Raw genomic sequence first — 20,445 nt, forward strand, 5'->3', positions numbered from 1 at the left:
TACCGCCACGCATTACGCCTCTGAACCTTCGCGACACTCAACATGCCCACAGAGGACACCCGCTCTGACCTGCAAAAAAGCCCGATCCCGTGAGGCGGGACAGTTCACCGGAACTTCACGGCCGATCCCCCCCGTTACCTTTTTCGTGGCTCCGCAATGGGGCCTCCGGCCTTCGGGTCCGGCATGACTTCCCCCCCCTTGTTGGTGATGATCCGGGGGGTGGTGTCACCGGGCCCGGAGGCATCGACGGACCGCTGATGAGGGGCTTGAGCACCGGCTTCACCCGAGCCGGAAGAGCTCTCCGTAACGTGGATGTGGCAGCTCGGTGCCGAGGCAAGGCCGGACGAAAGCGTGATGGAGGGGCCTGCACGTGATCGACACCGGCAACATCGACGTCTTCCTCGGCCTGGACGTCGGCAAGGGCGAACACCACGCCACAGCCGTCACCCCGGCCGGCAAGAAGGCCTTCGACAAGCGGTTACCCAACACCGAACCCAAACTCCGCGAGCTCTTCGCCAAGCTGAAGGCCAAGCACGGAACCGTGCTGGTCGTGGTCGACCAGCCCGCCTCAATCGGGGCCCTGCCGCTGGCGGTCGCGAGGGACATGGGCTGCCCGGTCGCCTATCTGCCCGGCCTGACGATGCGGCGGATCGCCGACCTCTACCCCGGCGAGGCGAAGACGGACGCGAAGGACGCGTTCATCATCGCGGACGCGGCCCGCGCGATGCCGCACACGCTGCGGGCGATCGACGGCGAGGACGAGACGATCGCCGAGCTGGAGATGATCGTCGGGTTCGACGACGACCTGGCCGGCGAGGCCACGAGGGTCGCGAACCGGCTCCACGGCCTGCTGACCCAGATCCATCCATCGCTGGAACGGGTCCTGGGACCGCGATTGCAGCACCCGGCTGTCCTCACGTTGCTGGAGCGGTTCGGCTCACCGGACCAGATCCGCAAGGCCGGCCGGCGACGGCTGGTGACGCTGCTGCGGCCGAAGGCGCCGAGGATGGCCGAGCGGCTGGTCGAGGAGATCTTCGCCGCTCTGGACGAGCAGACCGTCACCGTTCCGGGGACCGAGGCGGCAGCGCTGATCGTCCCGAGCCTGGCCGGGTCCCTGGCCGCCGTCCTTGACCAGCGGAAACTGCTGGCCGCACGGATCGAGGAACTGCTGGAGGCCCACCCTCTTTCGAAGGTCCTGACGTCCATGCCTGGCATCGGCGTCAGGACCGGAGCCAGGATCCTGATCGAGGTCGGCGACGGCAGCACCTTCCCGACCGTCGGCCACCTCGCCGCCTACGCCGGTCTCGCACCCGCGACCCACAGTTCCGGGTCCTCGATCCGCGGCGAACAGCCCTCCCGAAGAGGGAACAAGCAGCTCAAGAGGGCCTTCTTCCTCTCCGCGTTCGCGGCCCTGGGCGACCCGGCATCGCGGGCCTACTACGACAAGAAGATCGCCCAAGGGAAGCACCACACTCAGGCCCTGCTCTGCCTCGCCCGACGACGGGCAGACGTCCTCTTCGCGATGCTCCGCGACGGCACCTTCTACGAACCGCAGCCCGTTAGGGCCGTCGTTCCGCAGACCTAGACCATGGTCAGGAGGTGATCCGTGGGTCCGTAATCGATCTTCCAGTCGGCATAGACCCCCGCGGCGCCGTCCTTCTGGCACCGCAGCCCAACGGTCACCCAGCGGACCGATCCGTCGTCGGCCAGGGAGAACGCGGCCGCGGTCTCGAACTCCTCGCTCCCGCACGGGCAGCAGGCCTCGCCCGGATCCGCGTCCTCCCAGAACTCCTCGCTATCCGCGATGAACGCGCGGACGCCGCAACCAGCGCACACACGCTCGGCTCCGCCCTCGACATCGTCAACGAGCACGAAGAACACGCGCCCGCCACACCCGCCGCAGACGGAAGGAACGATCTTCACCGGACGGCCCTCGGCGGCGTTCCGGAGAAACACCGCGAGCTCCGCAGAGACACCCTCGCCAACCTGATCATCAGCATGCACGGGCACATCGTTCCAGACGCCCGGACCAGCACCCATCCACCTTGACCAAAGTGATAGGGGCACCCCCCCCGGGCGGGCGCCCGCGGCGACACCGTGCCCGCCCGGCGGACACCACCGGGGCCATGTAAATGCTGCGCATCGGCGGTCGACCGAGTTGACCTCACGGGATGTTCGGGCGGCTCCTGTGGCGGGGGCACCTCACAGTTGATGCTGGGATACGACTATCGGGGGCCGGTCCGAGAGGCAGGGACCATGCCTTGCGAATGCTGTCGATCAGAGGACGGGCGCTGTAGGGCGATATCCCGAGTTCCTGTCGTGCATCGGATAGCCGTTCAGGATCGCCGTCCTGGCCGTGCCCGGCTGCCAGTTGCGTACGGCGCTCGAGTCCGTCGGTGCTGAAGATGTCGAGCAGGGTGAGTGAGAAGTAGGCGTACGTGGATGCTTCGTCGATGAGCTGGCGTGCGCTGATGCTGATCTCTGGATCGTCTGGTGGTCGATGTGACGAGTCGCCGGCGGTCGCAGGAAGAGGGCGGGCGCCGTAGGCGTGGAAGGCGAAGTGATCAAGCGTGCGGAGTACATCCGCTTCTACGCATGGACAGGGGTCACGCAGGTAGCTGCTGAGCGTGCGGAAGGAAGCGAGGATGCCGTTGGTGTCGTGCGACCACTGCAGTTTGCTCAGCAGGGTGCGGAAGCCAGCAAAGGTCTCCGCGAGTTCTTCCAGGATGAGTTGCCGCGAAATGTCTGTGAGCTCGTAGGACTGGGTCTTGTCCTGTGTCTCGCGGAGCTGTAGGCCGTAGCGGAGCAGGTCGCGCAGGATGCCGCCTGACAGCGCGTGGGCGAGCAGGATGTGGGGTTCCTTCAGTGTCTGGGAGCGCTTGGCGAGGATGGCGCGTGAGTCGCTGAGGGTGCTGGGCTGGACATGGATGATGTCGTCGAGGGAGCTGTCGGTGGCGTCCCGGTGCGGAAGTCCTCTGCGGACGAAGGCGGCTCCCACGTCCTCAGCAACCGAGATCAGGTAGTGGACCAGAGGAACGCCCAGGATGGCTTTGATCTCCCGAAGGAACGCGAGCGCATCGGTGTCCGCGCCCAAGCGGTCCACTTCGTCGATGGCGATCACGACGGTCTTGCCCGCTTCAGTCCTTTCGATGGCGATGCACCTGAGCAGTTCGCGAAATTCTTCAACCAGTTCCGGGTAGTTCGGGGGGACGGTGGACACAGACGCGGAGTGGTTGGTGCCCAGGCTCAGGATCTGGGCAGTGCTCCCGGTGGTCAGGCCGTGGGTGGCCTGCTGGATCGTCTGAAGACGGTAGAGGTGGCTCTGGCATCGCGTGACCAACTCGGGTTCTTCAGACTGCGGCTGCCAGTCCCCCAGCTTCGACACCAGGACTCCGGCGATGAAGCCTGCCAGTCGCAGCGGGTTTTCCGGGTCCTCCAGAAGGGACCGTATCTGCGGGTTCGTGATGAGGAAGAACAGCAGGTAGATTCCCGCGGCGGCGCTGATCGGGCGGAAGATCCTCTCCAGGAAGATGTGCCACCTTCCAAGAGGAAACTCGACTCCCATGTCGCGAACGAAGCGCAAGAACCACCACATGAGCAGCAGCCCTCCTGCGTAGCCGACAGCGCGGTAGAGGGCCTCGGGCTGGGTGGCATGGAGTTTCAGGGCCTGCTGGCGGATCTGTTCGTCGAGCAGCAGAGTGGCTGCGGATGCCCAGGCCAGGAGCAGACCGATAGGTCTGATGCCGCGCATCCACAGGCGTCCCAGCATGCGGGGCAGCCAGGCGACGTGCCGTGACTTCCACCAGGCGATCCCGCCGATCGTGACGGCCAAGCTCGCGACGACGGCGTGGCCCTGCCAGATGGCCGTGACGTCGTCGTGTATCGAGCTGGTGTACGCGTGCGCGGCGTCCGATGCGGACGTGGCGTACTGCTTGTAGAAGGACCGCACCGAGGCGGAAAGCCCCAGCACCACCAGGGCGGTGGCGGGCAGCGCGAAGGAGCTCCACCGGCTCAGCCGTTTGACTTGGAGCCTTATGCGCCGCAGGGCTCGGCGCGCGGGCGACAGGCGCGCGAAGCCGGTGGGCTCATAGCCGCGGGCCCGCATGTACTTCTCGCACAGCTGGACCGACAGCGACAGCAGGAAGTCGTGGGGGGCGTAGGTGGCCGGTGCTTGGACGATCACGCCGAAGCCGGCCTTCTTGACGCACTGCTCCAGCAGCGTCGATTTGCCTGCACCGCGTGGGCCGCAGACGGCGATGGTGCCGTCCTCAAGGTGTGTGAGCTTACGCTCGAGTTGACGCCGGGCCGCGTTCTCGATGATGAAGCCGGGCGCTCGGGGCGCGCGCAGGCCCCATTCGTAGTCGTCGGGGATGAAGAGGGAGTCGGGGTCGTCGCCCAGCATGTGGCGGACCAGGTCGGCCACCACGGGACCGGTACCTGTCTCTTGCAGCTCTTCACCCCAGCGTGCGGCGCACGCTCCTACCTCTATGCGCTGAACGAGCCACGCGCCCTTGAGCCCTGCGGCTATCAGGCACTGCCTCAGGTTGGACCACAGTCGGGACCCACGCCAGATGAACAGCGTGACCATGATGACTGCCGCCACCACAACCGCTATGAGCAAGGCGATTAGGCCACTGAATACCAGCAGGGCCAAAGAGCCGGCAGCGACCAGCGAGCAGACCACTCGCCAGTTCCATTGTGTCGCTCGAGCCGCTCGCTCGTGTTTGTCCCGGGCCTCGGCCAGGTCCTCTATCGCTCTGTCGAGCGGGGTTGATGGGCAGCGGAGGGTGGTATAGCGGTGGTACCGCGTCGTCATCATGCGCTCTACGACGGCGTCGCGGTCTACGCCGGCACGTTTGCCGAGCAGCCGCTTCGTCTCGGGCGCGTCAACTGCGGCCAGCACGCACCGTTGGTAGATCGCCGGCTTGTCGACACCGTCGACGAAGTCGAAGGCCCTCGCCGCCCATAACTCCAGCCAGGCCTGCAGCCGCAGCATCCGTCCACCTTCCCCCGAGTGCAGAGCCTGCGGATGCTACTCCCGAGGCCAGCACGGTGGGAGGCGTTCTCCTGAAGGTGGCGCAGTTTGTGCACACCAAGCAAGAGGATGGCAGGCATACCCGCAGCGAATCCCCCTTGAGCAGCTCGATCAGTTGCTCCACCTGCTCTGGCGTCAGATGGTGTCCCTTGAAGTGGTGTAGCCGTTCTTGGCTGATGTGCGCCCCCGGCTCGCCACCACGTTGCCCCTGGTGGACCGCTCGTGCGCCCTGAACACGGACGGGCCACCGTGCAACTCTCCGCGGTGAACGGTGAATCCGACCGGGAGGTGCACGATGGCCCTGGCCCATGATGACCTGCTCCGCCTTCTGGAGTCACTCCGCTCGGCGAACGAACTGGAGATCGTCCGGACCGCGGCCGAACGAGTCCTGCAAGAACTGATAGAAGCCGAGGCGACACAGCACATCAGTGCCGCATGGGGCGATCACACCGAGACCCGCACCGCCTACCGCAACGGCCACCGCGAACGGACCCGGACCACCCAGGCCGGCGACCTGGAACTCGCGATCCCCAAACTCCGCGCCGGCACCTTCTTCCCCAGCCTGCTCGAACGCCGACGCCGCGTCGACCAGGCCCTCTACGCCGTCATCATCGAGGCATACGTCCATGGTGTGTCCACCCGCAGCGTCGACGACCTGGTCAAAGCCCTCGGCTCGGACACCGGCATCTCCAAGAGCGAGGTCTCCCGAATCTGCGGCGACCTCGACGAAAGCCTCAACGCCTTCCGCAACCGCCCCCTGGACCACACCCGCTTCCCCTACGTCTACCTCGACGCCACCTACCTCAAAGCCCGCGTCGACCACCAGATCGCCTCCCGCGCCGTGGTCATCGCCACCGGCGTCACCGAGGACGGGGGCCGCGAAGTCCTCGGCATCATGGTCGGCGACAGCGAGAACGAGACCTTCTGGACCACCTTCCCGCGTGACCTGCGCAAACGCGGTCTGAACGGGGTCCGCCTCGTCATCTCCGACCAGCACCTCGGCCTGGTCGCCGCGATCGGCAAGGTCATGATCGGAGCAGCACACCAGCGCTGCCGCGATCACTTCGTCCGCAACGTCTTCTCGGTCATTCCGAAGCAGCACGCCGAGATGGCCGCCGCGACCATCCGCACGATCTTCGCCCAGCCCGATGCCGTCTCGGTCCGCGCCCAGCTCGACACCGTCGCCGACGCCTTCGGCAAGCAGTTCCCCAAGGTCAAGAAGATGCTCCTGGACGCCAAGGAGGAGCTGACCGCCTTCGCCGACTTCCCTCACCAGCACTGGAAGAAGATCCAGTCGACCAACCCGCTGGAGCGCTTAAGACGTCATCTCATTTGGTTGAGTAGGTAGCCTGTCGGTCGTGGTGGGGATTGTTGAGCAACTGGTGCCGGACGAGTTGTGGGAGCTGTTCCAGCGGGTGGTGCCGGAGGCGCCGTCGCGGCCTCAGGGCGGTGGCCGGCGGCGGCATGGTGACCGGGAGGTGCTGGCCGCGATCGTGTTCGTGGCCACGTCGGGATGTACGTGGCAGCAGTTGCCGTCGGCGTCGTTCGGGCCGTCGGGAGCGACGGCCCACCGGCGTTTCTCGGAGTGGACGAAGGCCTGCGTGTGGGCCAAGCTCTACCGCCTCGTCCTCGACGAGCTCGGCTCCCGGGGCGAGCTGGACTGGTCCCGCTGCGCGATCGACTCGGTGAACATGCGGGCCATGAAAAGGGGGACCTGACAGGCCCGAATCCTGTCGACCGGGGTAAGTACGGCTCGAGGATCCACCTGATCACCGAACGGAACGGTCTGCCCATCTCCGTCGGAATCTCGGCAGCGAACCTGCACGACAGCCGGGCCTTGATCCCGCTGGTGAAAGGCATACCCCCGATCCGGTCCCGCCGCGGGCCCCGGCGGCGTAAGCCGGGCAAGCTTCACGGCGACAAGGGCTACGACTACTCCCACCTGCGGCGATGGCTGCGTGAACGTGGCATTACCCACCGCATCGCCCGCAAGGGCATCGAGTCCTCGCAGCGGCTGGGCCGTCATCGCTAGACCGTCGAACGCACCATGGCCTGGCTCGCCGGCTGCCGCCGCCTCCACCGACGCTGCGAACGCAAGGCCGACCACTTCCTCGCCTTCGCCGCCATCGCCTGCACCCTCATCTGCTACCGCAGACTCGGCGGCCTCCCGCCTCGGTAATTCGTTGGCGCCCGTGAAGTGGGGTGATCACCCTGATCCAGTGACAGAACCCAAGCATCAGATCCGAGCCCTTCACACGGACGCCACGGTCACCGTCTACCAGGCGTACTCGCCGGAGATCGGTCTGGCGGCGGCCCGCGACGGCCGCTTCCCAGCAGTGTGGCAGCGGGACCGGATGACGTGGATCAAGCCGTCATTCCTGTGGATGATGTACCGCTGCGGTTGGGGCACCAAGGAAGGTCAGGAACACGTCCTCGCCGTCGAGATCACCCGGGAAGGCTTCGAGTGGGCGATGCGGCACTCCTGCCTATCGCACTATGAGCGCGGACTCCACACCGACCGCAACGCGTGGAGACGCCAGCTGAAGCGGGCCCCTGCCCGCGTGCAATGGGACCCGGAACGCGACCTGCACCTTCAGCCGCTTCCTCACCGAACACTCCAGCTGGGCCTGGCTGATGAAGCCGCCCACCTCTACGCCGACGAGTGGATCGTCTCCATCACCGATGTCACGGCGTTGGCCCGCCTGGTGCATGCCCGTGTGCAGGGCGGAGAGCTGGACGCCGCCCAGCAACTCCTACCGCATGAACGTCCCTACCCTGTGAGTGATGAGGTTCTGGCTCACCTATACCGGTAGCTACAAACCACCAAATGAGATGACCTCTAAAAACTCCACCGGCATGCGGCGGACGGTAGCCATGCCCCGGCAGCGATCGAAGATCTTCCTCCGAACCCCCGCACCAAGCCGATCACGTGTGCTAAACGACCATGATCGTTCTCACCGGGATTTCCTGTACGTCAACTACTCACACCCGTTGTGCACGTCAACACGCTTCTGGTCCAGCAGGTCCTCGCCGATCCGGCCTGGGCGAAGAAGCTCTCGGACGAGGATCGGCGCGGGCTGACCGCACTGTTCTGGTCGAACATCAACCCGAACGGCACCTTCCGCCTGGAGATGGACAAGCGGCTCGACCTCGCGCCCTCCCTGTCCGTTCCCCGCCCCCGCACCCCAGCGGACGCCGTCGGCCAGGTCCTGACGGAGCCGCGGTGAACCCCGTGCTGACGGGCCCCGTCCCGCAGATGCTGCGGGTCGCGGGCTTCGGCCTGGTCGAAGGCATCGGCGACGACCTGCTCGGAGGAACTTCACTTCCAGGGAAAACTGCGATGTATTGCTGGCACCGCACGTGCGTGGTCCCAAGGATGGTGAGCACGGTTCGGCAGACCTGGAAGGCAAACCATGCAGCACGCGCGGCACGAGGTGATGTGGGCGACCGCGGTACGCGCTATGGACGCGCAGCATCAGACCACCACCTGGCTCCGGTTGGGCCTTGTGGCAATGCTGTGGTCGGTGCTGCCGTGGGCGGCACCCGATCAGGTCGTCCACGCAGTCCTGGCTCTGGCCGTGGTCACGGTGGGGACGGTGGCCTCTCATGTGCATGCCCGCCCCTGGCTGATCGAGTACCTCGACCAACTGCCCGGCATGCGGCGTCTGGTCTCGCACCTGACCGGCACCAGGGGCCGTGCGACGGTGGATCTGCCCGGCCTGCTGGAGGGCGCGGGCATTCTGATCGCGGGATTGGCGTACGTGGGCCCGTGGGGGGTTGCAGGCATCTCGCGAGAAGCTGAGATCGTCGCACTGGTCTCGGTGGTGGCGTACACGCACTCGGTCTTCCTGAACGTCGTACTCGATCCTGGTTTCTACGCGCCCTCAATCCCTGTGGAACTGGGCCCCGACCGCAGCAGCGGTGCGCCACCCCTTCCCCTGCAATGGGTACGGCACGCCGTTCCTCCTGGCCTGACTCTGATCGGCGCGACTCTGTTCACACCCGACTGGAACCCGGAGCTGGCGGCCATCCCGATCGGCCTGCGCGTACTGCTCAGCGCCAGCTTCCTCCTGTTGTGGGTGGCATGGACGTGCTTCGATCAGGTCCTGAGTGCGGCGGCAGCCACGGTCAAGGACTGCGAGCAGGTCGTACGGCTGGGCGCCGCCCAGGATCTGCACAGCCTGGCGAAGAACTCCATAGTGTCCATCCTGACGGCCGTGGGGAGCCCCCACTACCAGCGCAGTGAGGTCCGGGGGCTGACGCGTAACGCCTTGGTGCAGTTGGAGGAAGTGCGCCGGGCCTGGCTCAGTCACGACACCACCGGCGCCGGTGGACGACTGGAAGATCTGTGGGAAGCCGCCATCGCAGTGCTGACCCGTGAATGGCGCGAGAGATGTCACTTGGACGAGGCGGCCCGCGACATCAAACTGCATGCGACCGACTACCAGCTCGTGCGGCGCATCCTCTCGGATCTGGTGACCAATGCACTACAGGCCAATGCCGAGCACGTCACCATCAAAGTCGCGATGCGGCACTGGAATCAGGCCCTGAGCCCTTTCCATCATCGGCCTGAGCTGGCTAAAATGAAGGGTGAGGACAGCTCGGACGAGGGTCGCCCGCCTCGACGGCGCCACCTACCCCACCGCCCTCACTCGCGCCGCCACCACCTTCACCGCGGTCATCACCCTCGCCACCGCAGCGGCCACGGCCCTCGCCGCGCTCCTCGCGTGACCACCACACACACCGCCCACCCCACCGAGCCACGGGACACGGATGCACGCGAAGAGGTACGTCCCGTCGCCCCGGCCCAGGTCGGGGCACGAGGCGCACACCGGGAACCGAGCACCGGCACTGGCTGAGGGAGGGGCCTGCCGTCGGAGACCTCGCCATCTACCCGGTACCGGGCCGCCCCCAGGACGAGGACTTCCTGAACTGTCCCCCGGAAGGCACGGGATACGGCCGGTCGTCCCCGTGCACGGTGCACCGACGCTCCCCAACCCCTGGGGTTGCCCGGCCCTGTGACCTCCCGAAGGCGACGCAGATACGAGGCTCCCTCCCTGCGAGGGGGCGACCGCTCTGGGAGGCCTGGCTCGCGCCCGTGTGGTGGGCCGGCCGCGGTCGGGGGCGAGCGGCCGTTGAGCGGCCCGGCTGAGGTGTCCGTCAGAGCTTGTAGTGCAGGCAGGCCCAGGTCTTGTTGCCGACGATGCCGTCCCACTCGGCGGGCCTGTTCGGGTAGCAGCGCTTCTGTGCCTTGATCACCGCACTCCTGGTCTTGGCCCCGAAGATGCCGTCCATGGCCACGTTGTAGCCCTTGACCTTCCTCAGCAGGCACTGGGCATGCTTCACGTGGCGGTTGCTGTCACCGTACTTGACCACTGCGTGTGACCCCACGTGCAGGCACCCGGGCACGGACATCACCGCGGCCTGGCCGTTGGCGGCCGGGGCCGGGCTCGCCACTGCGGGGGAGCCGAGCGCCCCCACCCCCAGGAGGGCCGCGGTCGACAGTCCGAGGGTCAGCTTCTTGGTCAGCACGACGTGTCTCCTTCTCATCATGTGCCTGCCTGGGCATCGGTTGCCCGAAGGGCAGGGGCCGGGCGGGAGCAGGAAGCGCGGTTCCCGCCGGGCGCCGAGACAAACGGTGATCGCTGTCCGCACGCCCCGGAAGGGCCGGCGGGGTTCCCGGGAGTTCCTGGGACGTTCCCGCCCTTGATCAGGGCCCGGACTGCCCTGAGACGGGACTTCCCGGGACGGGAAAGTGGCCTGGCGGTGGTGGCCGCAGTTGTTCACGGCAGTGCGCGGGTCGCGGGGCACTCTGGTCTGGCGCCTGCCACGGAACGTTGGAACGGGACGGCGACAGGGCTGCTCATAAAGCCGGCAGAGCGGGCCGCGCTCCGGGGCGAGCAGCACGCCGAGCGGGATGGCGGAGACCGCCTGCCACCTCGCCGGCATCGCGGGCCCGGGCACCTGGAGCGCGGCAGCCGTCGAGGGCGTCCTCCGCACGATCGACACTCGACCGACGCACTGGGAAGTTCCGGGCCAGAGGCGGCGCAGGCCCTCGCCGCTGTGGCGGCCACGAGCCGCGACGTCCCCCGACGCCCGGGCATCGCCGTCGACGACCACGACCGACCGCCACCGCGGTGACGGTGACCGCCGCACGGAGGCCGCCGAAGCGGCGCGGGATCGGGCCGGGCTTCCAGGGCATCCGCACGAGCCGCGGACCGCCGCGCACGACGACGAGCCCTACTGGACCCGCTGGGAGAACCAGAGTCTTCGCGTACTCATCTCATGGCCCCTCAGGCGTCGTGAGCCGCAATGGGAGCGGCGGGGCCACGAGTGAACCCACAGCCGGAACCCTCGCCCATTCGCCTCTGAGGCAGCGTCACTTTCTCCCTGCTGTGTCCATCGTCGTGACCTGCGGCAATGCGAACAGAAGCGCCACTCAGGAGCCCGACCGGGCGAAGCTCGCGCACCCTTCCCACATTGCGGTGATCACGCTCCGGGGTTTGCCTCGTCAGAGGAGCACACAGCACAGGCGCCGCATGGCTTAGCGGCCAGGGAACGTCCCCCGAAGGAGAAGGAATGCGTCTCGCACACGTTGGCCCCCAGGTCGCCCTGATCATCGGCGCCCTCGCTCTATCCGCCCCCGCCGCCATGGCCGCCACGTCGGAACCGGCCACCGGCGAGTCCACCGCCGACGTCAGCCTCAGCCCGCGGCAAGCATCTCCCGGCAGGACCGTCACCGTCACCACATCCGCCTGCGGCAAGGAGACCTACGGCAAGGGTGAGTCGGAGGCAGGCGGGAAGTTCCACCTCCTGGCGGGCGACCGGAAGGGTGTTCTGGTGGGCACGTTCAAGGTGCCCGAGAATGCCGCTTCCGGCACGGACACCGTGACCCTCAAGTGCCCGCCTCGGATCAAGCAGACCGTCACGTACCAGATCGTCAATCACCCCAAGGGCGGCATCGACGCGGGGCACGGCTGGGCCGCCGGCGCCGGGCAACTGGACGACGCGAACTTCCGGCTCACTCTGGGCGTGCTGCTGCTCGGCGGAGCCGTCGCCGGCGGAGTGACCACATGGCGTCGACGCTCCACAGGCACGCGAACAGCTGCCTGATCCATACGTCCACCCGGCCCCCGGCCCCAGGGCTCCGTCGTTCTCGTGGCTCGGTGAGCGGCTCCCCGGCCATCAGTTAGCCCATGGGGTCATGACAAGTTCTCTGGGCACCGAAACGCGGGAGCACCGCCCGGGGCCGCAGTCCTCGGTACCCCCCGCCAGGGCGAACCCCTCGACGTGACCATCACCTCGTCCGACAGTACGGCCGACCCCCAACCGCGAGCGGTTGCAGCGCGCATGACGCCCGCCACCTCCTGACGCCCCCCGCCGAGGCCGCTGCGGGGCCTGGGTCGAGGACGAGACCTACTTCGAGGAACTCCGGTGCGCTGCCCCCTCCGCACGCTGCGGAGGGGTGAAGAGGCCACGGCTCAGGGGGACGGCCGCGGCCGGTTCTCGTGCCGGCCCCCGCGCTGCCCCCGCTTGCCCCGCAGCCAGTGGCGGACATGAGCGTCGACGCCCTGCCGCCGCGGCTGACCGCGCTACGCGGAGGCCCCGCCCTCCCCGTGCCGGACCTCCCCCAGGCGCCGGCAGCCGGGCACGGGCTGATCCTTCCGGGCGGGGAGCCATGGTGGCCGGCAAGCGCAGCAGCCATCCCGGCCGCGCCGCCAGCCCGTGAAACCAGTCCCCCCGCCTGCCCCGGGGTGGTACCGGTCTCAGTGCTGTCGGCCGGGGCTGCTCCTGGCTGAACGCGTCCGCAAGAGGAAGAAACGACAAGATTGTTTGGCCGCAGCCGGTACGGCACGTCCTCAAGACCGGGGACGGATGGTCTGCGGGCGGTCGCCAGGGGCAATCACCACTGCGCGCCGGACGGCGAGCATCTTCCCCAGGAGTAGCAGGACACGGCTGCTCCGGCGTACACGCCGGGCGGTGACCGGGATCGACGGAGTCTCCAGCGTCGCCCGTTCCGGGCGCTGTCCGGCCGGACCGGTCGCTGCGAGGGTAGGCGCCCCGTAGGCTGCGGCCATGATCGAGACCCATAATCCGACGCCCCACGACGCCTTCGAGCTGCTCATGGCGGGCAACCAGCGTTTCGTCGCCGGCACTCCCGAACACCCTAACCAGGACGCCGCCCGCCGCACCCAGACGGCACCTGCCCAGCAGCCGTTCGCCGTACTCTTCGGCTGCTCCGATTCCCGGTTGGCCGCCGAGATCATCTTCGACCGCGGCCTGGGTGACCTGTTCGTGGTCCGCACCGCCGGGCACGTCGCTGGTACGGAAGTCCTTGGCTCGATCGAGTTCGGGGTGAGCGTCCTGAACGCCCCGCTGGTGGTCGTCCTCGGCCACGACTCGTGCGGCGCGGTCGCCGCGGCATGCTCCGCCCTCAAGGACGGACAAACGCCCGGCGGTTTCGTCCGCGACGTGGTCGAACGGGTCACCCCGAGCGTGCTGGCCGCCCGCGCCGCCGGACGTGAGAGCGCCGAGGAGATTCTCGCCGAGCACATCGAGCAGACCGTCGACCTGCTGCTGGAACGCTCCCGCGTCCTAGCCGACGCGGTGGCCACCGGCCGGACCGCCGTCGTAGGACTGTCCTACCGGCTGGCCGACGGCAGCGCGCAGCTCGTCGCCACCCGCGGCCTCGATACGGGGATCCCCACAGCATCCTGACCGTCCCGGCCATGCCCCATCAGGCCAGGACGTTGCGCCAGACCTCCTGACCGCCGCACACCAGCAGCTCGGCGACCCCATCTTCCTCGTCTGGGACAACCTCATGTCCGCAAAGCCGCCGACCTGCGGGAATGGGCGGCAGCCCAGGACTGGCTGACCATCTACCACCAGCTGCCTCACGCACCCGACCTCAACCCCGTCGAAGGGATCTGGTCTCCCCTACGACGGGGTGCCCTCCAACGTCGCCTTCTCCACCCCCGAACACCTCGTCCAGCGCATCCGGCGCGGCCTACAGCACATCCAGTGCCGTAGTCACCTCATAGAGGGCTACCTCGCCGCGACCGGCCTGACCATCAAACCCGTCTGAACCAACACGACATCACGACACTCCCAGGGGGCGTGCCACGGCTGGGGAGCCGCACTCCCCTTCGGTTCCGTCGCCTCGAGAAGACCGCACACGCCGACCCCTGCCGCACGTGGGTGATCGGTCACTCCGCCCCAGTTCAGGAGAGGCTATGCATTCCCACATAGGTGACCTGCTCGACCCCGCTCTTCTCGCGCACAGCATCGATGCCGACTACGTTCGCGAGCAGACTCACCCCCCTGCTGCTGCGCATCTTCGACTACATGGAGAAGGCCGTCTTCGAGCGGGAGTGGAACGAGGTCACCCGGCAATGCCGGGGGCTGGTCATCGACCGCCAGGGACGGATCCTCGCCCGGCCGTACGCGAAGTTCTTCAGCTACTCCGAGCACCCCGAGGGCACCTTCGACCCGGACGACGGGGTCGTGGGCACCGACAAACTCGACGGCTCGCTCGGCATCCTCTACCCACTGCCCGACGGCGGCCATGCCATCGCGACCCGCGGCTCGTTCGCCTCCGACAGGCGCTGCACGCAACGAGGATCTGGCACGAGCGCTACGCCGACACCGCGTCGATCAAGCCCGGGGTTACCTACCTCTTCGAGATCATCTTCCCGGAGAACCGGATCGTCTGCGACTACGCCACCCTGGACGACCTTGTCCTCCTCGGCGGCATCGACATCGCCACCGGTACCCCGCTGCCCGCTGACGAGTTGCCGTGGGACGGCCCCCGCGTCGACACCTTCGTTTTTCAGCACGCTCGGCGACGCCCTGGCCGCGTCGCCGCGCCCCGGCGCCGAGGGTTTCGTGCTGCGTTTCCCCGGCCATGACAACACCGTGATCAAGATCAAGCAGGACGACTACGTGGCGCTGCACCGGATCACCACCGGACTCAACGCCCGCGCGGTCTGGGAGCAACTCGGCGCAGGCGACACCGTGGCCGAAAGGGAAGTCGGTCGAAGTCGTATCCCTTGTGTCCGTGCAGCTTGGCCGGTCGACGGCGGCGCGGCCCGCGGCGGGACCGGATCGGTGGGATGCCCCGCACCAAGGGCTCCAACCCCTGGCTGTCATGGGTGTTCGCAGCCGAGATTCCGATCGATAGCGGCAAACCAGTCCGCTCGCTGATCACATGGATCTTTGATCCCTTCTTGCCGCGATCTACGGGATTCGGACCTGTCAGGTCCCCCTTTCGTCGCCCGCATGCTCACGGAGTCGATCGCGCACCGTGACCAGTCCAGGGCGCCGCGGGCTCCGAGTTCGTCGAGGACCAGGTGGTGAAGCCTGCCCCACACCCGGGCCCGGCTCCACTCGGTGAACCGGCGGTGCGCGGTCGGCCCGGACGGGCCAAAACCCGGCGGCAGTTGGCACCACGTGCAGCCTGTCGTGGCCACGAACACGATGGCCGCCAACACCTGCCGATCTCCATGCCTTCGCCGGCCACCCCCTGGGGTCGTACTGGAGCGGGCGGAACCACCCGCTGGAACAACTCCCCCAACCCGTTCGGCACCAGACGCTCCACCATCGCCATCACGGCCGCCAGCCTAGTGATCAGCCAGTTGAGACGACGTCTTAGACGGCCTCGCCTCCCGGGGGCGCCCCAGCCCTCGCGAAGGCGTCGTCTCGATCCGCCGATGCATCCGGCTCGGCGAGGACGAGACCCGCGCCGCAGCAGGGCTCGTCAGCGCCGACCCAGGGGCTGCCGTCCTGGCAGCGCCCGTCGCCTCAGTCCTGCCTCCTTCCCATCCGCACGGCCGAAAGCCGGATGCCGTCGCGCGCGTTGCGCCGCACCCGGTGCTCGCCGTGTCGGTGGAGCTGTGGCGGATGCCTATCGGAGCCCAGGTCACCGGGAACCTCGCGAGGTTCCCGGTGACGTCGGAGCCTGGCCCTCGGCCTGCGGCGGGCTGGGAGGCATCGGGCTCGGGCCCGGTACTCCCGCCCGGTTCCGTCACGGCCAGCCCTGCTCCACCTTGGCGGGGGCGGTGTTCCAGCTCTTGGGTACGAACGTGATGACGTAGGTTCCGCGGTCGAAGTCGGTGTACCCGGCGGACCAGTTCCGGAACGTGCTCTCGTATACGCGCATGGGGCCCACGTCGCTGTTGGGCGCGTGATAGTGGTTGGCGTGGGTCCAAACGGTCTTGTCGGCATCCGCTTCGGTCTGAGCCCCGAACCAGCCGTAGTCGAAGTTGACCCATCGTTCGCCAGGCTTCGCGGGACTGCGCGGGACGTTCCTGTCACCCGACATGTCGACGAGACCCGTGTCCGGGTCGGGGCGGAAGGCCTCCGGGTCGCCGAACATCCTCTTCTCGGGCGATGCCCACCAGCTCTGCCCGCTCCAGAAGTGCTTCGAGTAGATCACCGCCTTCATCCTGGACGGGTCGTGATTTCCCCCGCTCCTGTTCTTGAAGGACGGCGTGTCCCTGAGTGCCGAATAGAAGTTCGAGCGACTGCTCTCGTGGAGCAGATCGTCATTCCTGTTCTCCAGCTCCTTCTTGAGGTTCTCGATGTAGGCACCCTCGTCGTGGGCGTTTTCGAGAGCCTTGTTCATGATGGACGCCACGTCCCGAGCCCGCTTGAATCCCTTCTCCTCGTCGAAGCTGCCCTTGGCGATGCGCCCCTCAAACTCGGCCCGCGTTTCGTTGGGCCGGGGGCTGGAGTTCTCCAGGCCGTTCTCGTACTTCTCCTCGTCGAAGAACGCGAATGCCAGCCTGTTCGTCGGGTAGGGGCCAGAGTTGACCCACGTGATGCCGACACAGCCGTAGGACAGCTTCTCCCGCTGATCCTCGGTCATCTGCCGTATCCTGCCGTCGCGGTGACTGTAGGCCTGCTGCCACTTGCGTATGTAGTTGTTGACGACCGTGGTGGCCCTGCCTCCGTAGGCGCGGTACGCGTCGGGCATCCTGTCGAGCGGCTCGGCGGGAGGGGTTTCCATGCCGGAGCTTCGGGAGAACGCATCGGCGCCCGGCGGCAACCCTGCCGGGGACTTGCCGGGCCGGCCCAGGTACAGGGCCCTTTCGTTCAGAGCGTTGATGCTCTCAACATCAGCCGCCGTCAGACCATGTGTTTCGGCATAGGATCCCTTCCTTTCCTCGCCACCGCCGCCTTCGGCCGGACTGCCCGACGGCATGAACCCGGTGGTGCACACGATCGCACCCAAAGCGGTAAATGCGAGAAAACTCTGACCTTTGTTCATGAAAATCGCTGACTCCTTTGTCGTGTGATTCATGAAACGAGGGCATTCCGGGGCCCGAACCCGACGGAGGGTTCCGGCGGGCTCTCGCTCAGGGCCTCGGACGCACCGTCCTGCGTCGGCTCCGGCCAAGGCGGGAGCCCCGGCGCCGCCGTGGAAGACGGCGGGCGGTGAGTGCGGGCGAAGCCCGCGGTGCGGTCGCCGCCCGTCGTCACCGTGCTGGTCGCCGGGCGGCCCGGGTGCGACGCGGTGCCCCGCTTCCGGGCCGGCAGCCCGAGGCGGTCCAGGTCGGTCGGCTCTCTGCATGAGGGGCGTCGCCGAGGCGACGACGCGGCCTGTTCCAGGTGACCGGGGTCGCCGTAGCGGCCCTCGACACGCGGGGGCGTATGAAACCGGTGTCGGCCAGACGGACCTGACCAGGGTGACCGACCGTGCGCACGGCGACGTCCGTGTCGAGGAAGGCACGGGACTCACCCGTGACCGGCGCATAGACGAAGTACCTGCCCCCCTCGAACTCGTGCTGCATGACGTTGCCCGTCAGGACCGGAGACCAGAGACCCGCACAGTGGCGCGCGGGGCACATCAGCCGGAAGGCGGCTCGCAGGCCGTGCAACCCCATCCGGTGGAACGGGCCGGCGTCGTCCGCCTCGACCATGGAAGCGGTCTGCGGAGCTGCCGCGTGGGCTCCCTGAGGGAGGCTGGACGAGGACCGCGGTCACGGCGGTGAGCGCGCGGACAGTGGTTCGGCGTATCACGTCTCGAGCTCCTGGATGAGTGATCAGGTTGCTACGAGTGGTGATCGTCTCTGCACGCTGATTCCCCGGCAACACCAGGGCCTCATATTCGGCCACTCCGGTATGAAGAGCGATATCTGGCCGTTTATCCGCGCCAGACGAGCGTGAAGGGAGGACTCGGTACGGCAGCGTTTTTCCACTCCTGGCAAGCGGCGTGTGGCGAGGGCTCTGGCGATGTTGTCGGGAACCCCACGGTGCGGTGGACGAGATCGTGGGCGATCGGCATGCACTGCGCCCCTGTGCCCACGTGACATCGCAGGTCAAGAGAGTGGTGTGAGACTGCGGAGCAGGCCCTCCGCCTGCGGGGTCGGTGCCGGGCCGACGTGTGCTCGGCGGGATCCGTTCACATCCGGAGCCGCGTGTGTGAGGGGGGCACCTGCCGGGGCGTCAGCCGGCGACCCACCTGATCGCGCCGCCTCCGGGCCTCGCACCGCCACGCGTTGTTCTTCCGGAGGTGCTTGCGGTGCACGGGACTTCAGGAGAGGGAGACGAGGGCGCCGTGGAGTTCGGTGCGGCGTTCCCGGCAAGCAGCGAGGCTCTCGAACCGGTGGAGGAGGGCGACCGTCCTGCTCGACGGCATGGCGGCGTTCGCCCCCGCCCACGGCGATTCGGTGCGCCGGATTGGGCTCCTGCCCCGGGCCCGACCGGCTCGACGCCCCCTCCTCCGAGTCGGCAGGCCCGGCGGATCTCCTGCCGCTGCGGCTTCCGCGGTGGCGCAGGGCACTCAGCAGTCGTCGCCGTGCACGCGTCCCTCACCCATCACCAGCTTCTGCCGGGCCTCGGCGGCGGCCTTCCCGAGAAGGCTCAACGCCGCCGTCAAGAGTCCGACATCGTCCAGGTAGATCGGGTCGGGCAGCAGATCCAACGGCATGAAGAAGTACGCGATCGCCCCCCAGAAGGCAGCCTTCGGCCCGAGCGGCACCTGCAGTTCCTTGGCGGACCGGTACACGCGCACGAGGCGTACCAGCAGGAAGACGGCGATTCCCAGGATGCCGAGGCAGGCCAGCGCCACCACCGAGAGCAGAACGACGATCGCGGTATCCATGGTGTCTTCTTCCTTCCTGTGGTGCTGTGCGGTGGATGCCGAAGACGTCGCGCGGCACGAAGAGCGGTCCGATCAACCCGCCTGGGGAGACCACGGTGGCGGCGTTGAACGGCGGACGTACGCGGAGGCTCTCCTCGTCGAACAGCCGCCGACCAGGGACCGCGACCGGGACCACCGCCCGCTGCCACAGCGGCATCACGCCCGCGGCCGACGCGGACGGCAGCAGCAACCCCGGCGCACTCGGGACGACCAGCCCCACGAGCGCAGACGAGCGCTCCCTTCCCCCACCCCTCGGGTTCCCCACCGGCCCGCGTCGCACAGCGGAGAGTGACGTCCGGCCACCCGGTTTCTCCGACATTTCCTGATGCCACCTCAATCATGTCTGCCACCGCCGCCGCCGGGGCCAGACGACCGGGGATCGACCACCCGACGCCCCGGAATCGCCCGGTCGGCCGGGGGGAGCATGCTCGGCAGGGCCGCCGGTCCGCGACGGCACGAAGAACGTGCGGCGACAGGAGCGGCCTCCGCCAGGTGGAGGCGTCCCGTATCAGCGCCGAAGCCACGAGTCCGCTGCCGGAACGCTGTCGGCAAGCGGTACCCCGAACCGTGTGCGCGGGTCCGCGCACCTGTCTGCTGTCCTTGCCGAACTGGGGGCGCCCTGCAACGGCATTGCGAGAGTTCCCCATGCCGTGCAGGGCATCGCCGTCGAGCGCATCCCGTCCGGATCGCGTCGCTGGTCGTGGAGGGCCACTGCGTGGCGCATCCCGCCACCCGAACCCTCGCTTCCACCCTCGCCGGCCCGAGACCATCCGGCTGTCCGGGCCGTCCTCGCCGACCACCACCGGTGCGTGCCAGCCGGCCCGGCTTCGATGTCAGCGGCGGCGGGCGCGCCCTCGGCAGCGGACCCGTACGCCAGTCCCTCCCGCGACCGCGCGCCGACAGCGCCCCTGCCCTGGTTGCCACCGCCCGCCGACGGCCACGCAGCATCTGCTCCCCGCCGGAGATCCGGGTGAACGCGCGGTCCGGCCAGGGCCGTCGTCGAGGTCCCTTCGCAACAGATGGATGCGCCCCGAGCGCCTCGGACACGACACCCTGAAGATCGCGCCTACGGAACTCGCTCGCGCCCGGAGACGGAAGGCGGTGCGTACGCGGTGATCACGGCTGTGCCGGCAACCGGCCTGCCCTGGTGCATGGTAACCACATCGCCAGGCCGCACATGGCGCCACCGTTCGGGGCTGAGTGGTACCGAACGGACCGTCGCGCGTTCTCCCGGTGCCAGGCCGGGCCCGCCCTCGACCCACAGTCG

11 protein-coding genes and 5 pseudogenes are annotated in these 20,445 nt (G+C 68.0%); 10 read left to right on the forward strand and 6 right to left on the reverse strand.

Annotated features, from left to right (window positions below):
- Window positions 1-370: 370 nt before the first annotated feature.
- Window positions 371-1,585, forward strand: a complete 1,215-nt coding sequence (locus NPS70_RS08165) for an IS110 family transposase (RefSeq protein WP_374211961.1) — start codon at window positions 371-373, stop codon at window positions 1,583-1,585.
- Here the strand turns inward: NPS70_RS08165 and NPS70_RS08170 are convergent.
- Both NPS70_RS08170 and NPS70_RS08175 read right to left on the reverse strand, forming a co-directional pair.
- Window positions 1,582-2,004 (reverse strand): hypothetical protein, encoded by a 423-nt coding sequence (locus tag NPS70_RS08170; protein ID WP_256523408.1) that lies wholly within the window; start codon window positions 2,002-2,004, stop codon window positions 1,582-1,584. The genes NPS70_RS08165 and NPS70_RS08170 overlap by 4 nt on opposite strands.
- Window positions 2,005-2,164: 160 nt before the next feature.
- Window positions 2,165-4,996, reverse strand: a complete 2,832-nt coding sequence (locus tag NPS70_RS08175) for a hypothetical protein (protein WP_256523409.1) — start codon at window positions 4,994-4,996, stop codon at window positions 2,165-2,167.
- Window positions 4,997-5,330: 334 nt separating this feature from the next.
- Here NPS70_RS08175 and NPS70_RS08180 point away from each other — a divergent pair.
- The 5 genes and pseudogenes from NPS70_RS08180 to NPS70_RS08200 form a co-directional block, all read left to right on the forward strand.
- Window positions 5,331-6,365 (forward strand): annotated as a pseudogene (locus NPS70_RS08180) (IS256 family transposase); the annotation flags it as partial.
- A gap of 37 nt (window positions 6,366-6,402) precedes the next feature.
- Window positions 6,403-7,214: pseudogene (locus tag NPS70_RS08185) on the forward strand (IS5 family transposase).
- Between the two features lie 40 nt (window positions 7,215-7,254).
- On the forward strand, window positions 7,255-7,848 hold the full coding sequence (locus tag NPS70_RS08190; RefSeq protein WP_256523410.1) for a DUF4291 domain-containing protein: 594 nt from the start codon (window positions 7,255-7,257) through the stop codon (window positions 7,846-7,848).
- A gap of 180 nt (window positions 7,849-8,028) precedes the next feature.
- Window positions 8,029-8,262 (forward strand): transposase, encoded by a 234-nt coding sequence (locus NPS70_RS08195; protein WP_256523411.1) that lies wholly within the window; start codon window positions 8,029-8,031, stop codon window positions 8,260-8,262.
- Between the two features lie 234 nt (window positions 8,263-8,496).
- Complete coding sequence (locus NPS70_RS08200) at window positions 8,497-9,894, forward strand: hypothetical protein (RefSeq protein WP_256523412.1); 1,398 nt, start codon at window positions 8,497-8,499, stop codon at window positions 9,892-9,894.
- Window positions 9,895-10,195: 301 nt separating this feature from the next.
- Here the strand turns inward: NPS70_RS08200 and NPS70_RS08205 are convergent, their stop codons facing one another.
- Entirely contained in the window at window positions 10,196-10,567 is a 372-nt protein-coding gene (locus NPS70_RS08205) for a peptidoglycan-binding domain-containing protein (RefSeq protein ID WP_256523413.1), read from the reverse strand.
- 1,047 nt (window positions 10,568-11,614) lie between these two features.
- Between NPS70_RS08205 and NPS70_RS08210 the strand changes: the two genes are divergently transcribed.
- The 4 genes and pseudogenes from NPS70_RS08210 to NPS70_RS08225 form a co-directional block, all read left to right on the forward strand.
- Window positions 11,615-12,148: a sortase gene (locus NPS70_RS08210; RefSeq protein ID WP_256523414.1), complete on the forward strand. Its 534-nt coding sequence runs from the start codon at window positions 11,615-11,617 to the stop codon at window positions 12,146-12,148.
- A 963-nt stretch (window positions 12,149-13,111) separates the two neighbouring features.
- The gene (locus NPS70_RS08215; protein ID WP_256523415.1) at window positions 13,112-13,753 is read left to right on the forward strand and encodes a carbonic anhydrase; all 642 of its coding nucleotides are present in this window, start codon (window positions 13,112-13,114) and stop codon (window positions 13,751-13,753) included.
- 40 nt (window positions 13,754-13,793) lie between these two features.
- Window positions 13,794-14,120, forward strand: a pseudogene (locus NPS70_RS08220) (transposase); the annotation flags it as partial.
- A 260-nt stretch (window positions 14,121-14,380) separates the two neighbouring features.
- Window positions 14,381-14,620: pseudogene (locus NPS70_RS08225) on the forward strand (RNA ligase); the annotation flags it as partial.
- Window positions 14,621-15,062: 442 nt separating this feature from the next.
- On the opposite strand, the pseudogene NPS70_RS08230 reads toward NPS70_RS08225, so the two are convergent.
- From NPS70_RS08230 to NPS70_RS08240, 3 genes and pseudogenes are all read right to left on the reverse strand, one after another.
- Window positions 15,063-15,641 (reverse strand): annotated as a pseudogene (locus tag NPS70_RS08230) (IS5 family transposase); the annotation flags it as partial.
- Window positions 15,642-16,058: 417 nt separating this feature from the next.
- The gene (locus NPS70_RS08235; RefSeq protein ID WP_256523416.1) at window positions 16,059-17,336 is read right to left on the reverse strand and encodes a protein-glutamine gamma-glutamyltransferase; all 1,278 of its coding nucleotides are present in this window, start codon (window positions 17,334-17,336) and stop codon (window positions 16,059-16,061) included.
- A gap of 1,482 nt (window positions 17,337-18,818) precedes the next feature.
- Entirely contained in the window at window positions 18,819-19,139 is a 321-nt protein-coding gene (locus NPS70_RS08240; protein ID WP_256523417.1) for a YkvA family protein, read from the reverse strand.
- Window positions 19,140-20,445 lie beyond the last annotated feature (1,306 nt).

Source organism: Streptomyces sp. C10-9-1 (genome assembly GCF_024497955.1).
GTDB lineage: Bacteria > Actinomycetota > Actinomycetes > Streptomycetales > Streptomycetaceae > Streptomyces > Streptomyces sanyensis.

Coding starts and splice junctions, on each gene's coding strand:
- NPS70_RS08175 (WP_256523409.1), bottom strand. CDS start 4,996: ATGCTGCGGCTGCAGGCCTGGCTGGAGTTATGGGCGGCGAGGGCCTTC.
- NPS70_RS08200 (WP_256523412.1), top strand. CDS start 8,497: ATGGACGCGCAGCATCAGACCACCACCTGGCTCCGGTTGGGCCTTGTG.
- NPS70_RS08210 (WP_256523414.1), top strand. CDS start 11,615: ATGCGTCTCGCACACGTTGGCCCCCAGGTCGCCCTGATCATCGGCGCC.
- NPS70_RS08215 (WP_256523415.1), top strand. CDS start 13,112: ATGATCGAGACCCATAATCCGACGCCCCACGACGCCTTCGAGCTGCTC.
- NPS70_RS08235 (WP_256523416.1), bottom strand. CDS start 17,336: ATGAATCACACGACAAAGGAGTCAGCGATTTTCATGAACAAAGGTCAG.
- NPS70_RS08240 (WP_256523417.1), bottom strand. CDS start 19,139: ATGGATACCGCGATCGTCGTTCTGCTCTCGGTGGTGGCGCTGGCCTGC.